7 protein-coding genes are annotated in these 5,212 nt (G+C 37.7%); 1 reads left to right on the top strand and 6 read right to left on the bottom strand.

Annotation, left to right across the window (positions count from 1 at the left end; translation table 11 throughout):
* Window positions 1-174: 174 nt before the first annotated feature.
* The 3 genes from ACOQFO_RS18165 to ACOQFO_RS18155 all read right to left on the bottom strand — a co-directional run bounded on the left by ACOQFO_RS18165 (window position 175) and on the right by ACOQFO_RS18155 (window position 2,053).
* Window positions 175-363: a VOC family protein gene (locus ACOQFO_RS18165; protein WP_421691097.1), complete on the bottom strand. Its 189-nt coding sequence runs from the start codon at window positions 361-363 to the stop codon at window positions 175-177.
* Window positions 364-393: 30 nt separating this feature from the next.
* Window positions 394-591 carry a VOC family protein gene (locus ACOQFO_RS18160; RefSeq protein ID WP_421691095.1) on the bottom strand — a complete coding sequence of 66 codons (198 nt, stop codon included), beginning with the start codon at window positions 589-591 and terminating at the stop codon, window positions 394-396.
* A gap of 403 nt (window positions 592-994) precedes the next feature.
* Window positions 995-2,053: a hypothetical protein gene (locus ACOQFO_RS18155; RefSeq protein ID WP_421691094.1), complete on the bottom strand. Its 1,059-nt coding sequence runs from the start codon at window positions 2,051-2,053 to the stop codon at window positions 995-997.
* 271 nt (window positions 2,054-2,324) lie between these two features.
* Between ACOQFO_RS18155 and ACOQFO_RS18150 the strand changes: the two genes are divergently transcribed.
* Window positions 2,325-2,636: a hypothetical protein gene (locus ACOQFO_RS18150; RefSeq protein WP_421691093.1), complete on the top strand. Its 312-nt coding sequence runs from the start codon at window positions 2,325-2,327 to the stop codon at window positions 2,634-2,636.
* 58 nt (window positions 2,637-2,694) lie between these two features.
* On the opposite strand, the gene ACOQFO_RS18145 is transcribed toward ACOQFO_RS18150, so the two are convergent.
* The 3 genes from ACOQFO_RS18145 to ACOQFO_RS18135 form a co-directional block, all read right to left on the bottom strand.
* Window positions 2,695-2,883, bottom strand: a complete 189-nt coding sequence (locus ACOQFO_RS18145; RefSeq protein ID WP_421691092.1) for a hypothetical protein — start codon at window positions 2,881-2,883, stop codon at window positions 2,695-2,697.
* A gap of 93 nt (window positions 2,884-2,976) precedes the next feature.
* On the bottom strand, window positions 2,977-3,762 hold the full coding sequence (locus ACOQFO_RS18140; protein WP_421691091.1) for a putative hydro-lyase: 786 nt from the start codon (window positions 3,760-3,762) through the stop codon (window positions 2,977-2,979).
* Window positions 3,763-3,782: 20 nt separating this feature from the next.
* The gene (locus tag ACOQFO_RS18135; protein ID WP_421691096.1) at window positions 3,783-4,922 is read right to left on the bottom strand and encodes an NRAMP family divalent metal transporter; all 1,140 of its coding nucleotides are present in this window, start codon (window positions 4,920-4,922) and stop codon (window positions 3,783-3,785) included.
* Between the last annotated feature and the right edge of the window lie 290 nt (window positions 4,923-5,212).

Genomic DNA, 5,212 nt, shown 5'->3' with positions numbered 1-5,212 from the left:
GTCAGTTCGGGATTTTGCCTCCGGCTTCCTTCAGATTCCACCTCACGATGGACACCCTTGCCATTAGCTAACAGTTCCTACTGCCAAGCCTGTAGTGGACTTTCACCACCAAGTTATAGCCCATGCCGGGCGCACATAAATAAAACCCCGTCCAACGTAGGACAGGGTTTCAGTTTATTCTTGATTCAATGCACTTTTATCCATATAAGCTGCTTCCCATAAATGGCCATCTAAATCTTGGAATCCCCAAATATACATAAATCCATGATCTTGGGGCTCAGTGAATGTTTTTCCACCTAATGACAACGCTTTATTAACAAGCTCATCCACTTGATTACGACTATCAACCGAAAAACTTAAAATGACCTCGGACGAAGTAGTTGTATCTGGAACTTACTTCTTCGTAAATCCTTTGAATTTTTCCTCATTCATGATCATGGCAAAGATATTATCACTAATAATGACACAAGTAGTCGTCTCATCAGAGAATTGTGGGTTATGTTCAAAACCTAGCTCCTTGAAAAAATGTGTGGACTTGCTCACATCTTTCACAAATAAATTAATAAAGATATTTTTAGTTTTAAATGCCATTCTACTTCCTCCTGTCAAATTATTGTCATTAAAGTTTTTCATTAACTGTCAGTAATTATTCCACTATTATTCTGGGACATTGGGGACAGGTTTTCTGTCCCACTTTTTCACCAGACTTGAGGTTAGTTTCATTGCCACAAATAAAACGAAGGCTTCTATTGAACGATCACTTATATCTGTCCCAACATCTCTCAACTCCCAATAATTCAAATAAAAAAAGCCAGCTACTAATATTAGCTGCTAGCCCTCTTAAAACTTATTATGAAGATCCACTTGTTCACTCAATTAATTCACGGGGTCTGCTCCCCTATCATAATTTGATAGATTGGGACAGAATTACTGTCCCCCATGTCCCAACGATTTTCGACTGGGACACTTTTACTGTCCCCAATGTCCCAGGCAACTACTTCCGTGCGTCCTGCTTTTTAATAATGATTGGGGCAACGATAAGTGCAAACATTAAAAAGAGGCCCATATAACCTATCAGTGGGTAGAAGTAGCTGATAAGGTCAGTAAATCCGACATAGCTTGCTAGATAACCTACCGCCATCGTAACCACAATAATGGTTTTGAATTTCTTTGTTCCTGATTCTGCATAACGGGAAGCGAATGCGAAGAACATCCCGATCGCCGTGTTGTAAATCATCCCAAAGATAACAAGAGCCATCAAAGTCCCAAGTATTGCTGAAACATTACTTACAATCCCAAGCATCGGCATATCTAACATGCCCACTTCTTCAATTTTTGAGAAAATCGCTAGATGGATTAACATGATCATAATCCCTAATACGAGACCACCAACTAGTCCACCCCATGCAGCAGTTTTCGGATTCTTTTCTGCTCCACCCATAACAATGGCCATCGAAGCACCTACCGCCACATTAAAGGATACATAGTTTATACTGGAAATAAACCAGTTTGGCAGCGTAGTAGGAATAGATTTTGCAACCCCATCAAGCGAGGCGAAAGAGCCATCCATCGTTACAAAGCTATAAATTGCGATAAAAACAACAAACACAATAAGAACTGGCGTAATACTGCCGATAATAGTAACTACGCGATTAACTTTCAAAAAGCCGGTTAGTAAAACAAGAATCGTCATCAAGGTTGTCCCAACAAAATAGGGCAAACCAAATTGTTGATTAAGGTTAGAACCTGCACCTGCAATCATTACTACCCCTACGCCAAACAATGTGAATAGCAATATGTAATCAATCACGGTTCCAAGATATCGTCCACTAATTCTAAAAATCACATCTTTATGAGAAGTTGTTTTCGTATGACTTCCTAGCCACACAAGATTCATCCCTAGATAAGAAAAAAGAATTGTTGCCAAGATAGCGCCAAAAATCCCAGGTATTCCAAAACTTGTAAAGTACTGCAATATCTCTTGCCCAGAGGCAAATCCAGCACCTACTATCACCCCTATAAAGGCGCTCCCAATTCGTAAAATGTTTCCCACATGTCTCTCTCCTTGCCAATCATAGAAGTCTTCTATTAAGTCACAAATATATGTACAAATTCATCGTAACAATTTGATAGACTAAATATTCTAAATTATTAATTTGTACATTTTATCATTAAATTGATAATTATCATAGTGCAAACTTGAGGAAAGGACTCACGACCTATTTATATACAAAATATTAGGATATTGGAAAATATTGAAACTTAGCGATAATCAAAACGTATATTAATTAAAATCAAATCTTACAATCGAAGGAGGAATGCCAATGGAAATAGCACAATTCATCGTTCTAACTATATTACTAATACCCTTCTATGGCCTTTTAATATGGTCCTACTTCGAACCTGAAGAAGCTTTACTGTTCGGAAACCGTTGGAAATATAAAGAAGATCCGGAATCGTCCGAAAAAATGATTCGTTATACGAAGTTTACGTCAAAATGGGGCATGATTGGACTCCCTATACTTCTAATTAGTTTATTACCTGGCATTCCCCTACTCATTCGGTTTACGCCAATTGTCATTCTTTTTATTATGATCATGGGAATATTAAAAATATTTGCTTCGGAAGATGAGTAGCACTACAAATGATGTTGAGGATAAAATAAAGGAACTCGGCCGTTCAACCGAATTCCTTTTAAATAATATTTAAACTGATTGCTAGGAAGATGAATAAAACAAACATAACCCCGATTGTGATGGACTTAAATCGCTTTTGATACTTCGCCGATTTCGTTGATAAAAACTGTAATTTAGATAAGCCATATCTATAAATCGATTCAGCTAAAAACACCGCAATGATGAACACTAATAAATCAAATAGCATAAAACTACACTCCAATTAAATAAGCTTTAAAGATTATAACATATACAATGAAACAAAAAGGAGCCACCCTGTTCAGATGGCTCCTTGCATTTATTAAATTACACTTAACTCTGAATCTTTTAAGTCACTAATGAACATATGGCCCGGTGCATGTGTAATCATAATCGATGGTTTACTTTGAATCGCTACCGCTTGAGGTGTTACACCACATGCCCAAAACACCGGAATTTCGTCCTCTTTAATTGTAACCGCATCCCCAAAATCAGGCTTATGAATATCACGGATTCCTATTGCTGATGGATCGCCAATATGAATTGGTGCTCCGTGAACACCTGGATAACGAGATGTAATTTGAACCGCACGAATCGCATCGGAATGCTTCATCGGTCTCATACTAACAACCGTTGGACCTTCAAATTTGCCAGCTTTTTTCGTTGGAATATTTGTTTTAAACATTGGGACATTACAATTTTCTTCAATATGACGAATCGGAATCCCGTTTTCTAACAACGGAGTTTCAAAGGTAAAACTACATCCAATTAAGAAACACACCATATCCTCTTCCCAATAAGATGAGATATCTGTTAATTCCTCTACTAAATTACCATCTTTATACACTCGATATTTCGGAATGTCTTTCCGTATATCCGAACCTTTAGCGATCGTACTTTCAAATACACCAGGTTCCGTCACATCAATAATTGGGCAAGATTTAGGATTACGCTGGCAAAAGAGTAAAAAGTCGAACGCATCTTCTTTTTTTAATATGGCTAAATTTGCTTGTGTGTAGCCTTTTGCCATACCAGCTGTCGGGCTTGTAATGACACCCTCTCGAATTAATTCTCTTAACTTAGTTGGTGAAGTTGAAGCATAATTCATTTCTCAAACACCCTTCCCGTTTAAAAAAGTGTAGAAAAATTATTAATTAATGTATATACACTCAAAATAGCCATTATTGTCACAACAAAAATCCCTGTTATTGTTAAAACTTTTGGATGCTTGTATGTTCCAACAATGGATTGTTTATGTGCCGCAATTAGCATAATTCCTAAAGATAACGGTAATATAAACGCATTTAGTGTTCCTACAATGACTAAAATTTTAACTGGTTGACCAATTGTAGCGAAAACAGTTGTTGATACAACGATAAATCCGATAATAAACCAGTTATGATATTTTTCAATAAATGGATGGAATGAGCGAATAAAAGAAACTGACGTATACGCTGCCCCTACAACGGAAGTAATTGCAGCTGCCCACATAATCACACCGAATATACGAAATCCTGCGTCACCAATAGCAAGCTGGAAAACCGATGCGGCTGGATTGGACATATCTAATTGTAATCCTTTAGAAACGACACCTAATACCGCTAAGAACAACGCAATTCTCATAATACCAGTGATTAAAATCCCTGAAACTGCGCCATTCGTAATTTGTTTTAGATTTTGCTGTCCTGTAATCCCTGCATCAATTAGTCGGTGACCCCCAGCGAATGTGATATAGCCACCTACAGTTCCACCGACTAACGTAATAATTGCTAAGAGCCCTAAATCTTCAGGCCAAACAGTTCGAACGATTGCCTCACCTACCGGAGGTGCTGTCGTAATAGCAACATAAAGCATTAGGAAAATCATAACGAAACCGGCTACAAGTACAACACGGTCCATTACTTTCCCAGCCTCTTTAAATAAGAAAATGATAATAGCAAAACCAGCACTCACTATTGCACCATAGATAGGATCTACACCTAACATTGCGTTAAGTCCTAATCCAGCACCACCGACGTTTCCGATGTTAAATGCTAGACCCCCGATAACGATTAAAACGGCTAAAACAACACCAAGACCAGGGAATACTTTATTTGCTACGTCTTGTCCACGTAATCCAGAAACACCAATAACACGCCAAACGTTCAGTTGCGCAATGACATCTAAAATTAATGAAACTGCAATAACGAACCCCATACTTGCTAACAACTGATTTGTAAATACAGTTGTTTGTGTTAAGAATCCAGGTCCTATGGAAGATGTAGCCATTAAAAAGGCTGCACCTAATAAGGCACTACGTCTTGATACGATTTTCTTTCCTTTTTTATTTGGCTGATTATTTCCGGCGTCATTTTTTTCTACATCTACTTTGTTATCAACATTCACATTACCCATTTGTTTCCCCCCTCTTTCCTACCCGTATTGTCAAAATTAATTTATATAAATCGCTAGTAATCGTTGATTTTTTCGCTTTTTACGCAAAAAAACTTGTCACCCCCTTAGATTTGGTTAATAGTGAGGTTACCACACGACACCAAAATCCCAAATAAGGATGTGAC

The organism is Ureibacillus sp. MALMAid1270 (genome assembly GCF_049202975.1).
In the GTDB taxonomy this organism is placed as follows: Bacteria; Bacillota; Bacilli; order Bacillales_A; family Planococcaceae; genus Ureibacillus.
The sequence above is the reverse complement of the archived record's forward strand: the minus strand, read 5'-3'. Positions and strand labels throughout refer to the sequence as shown.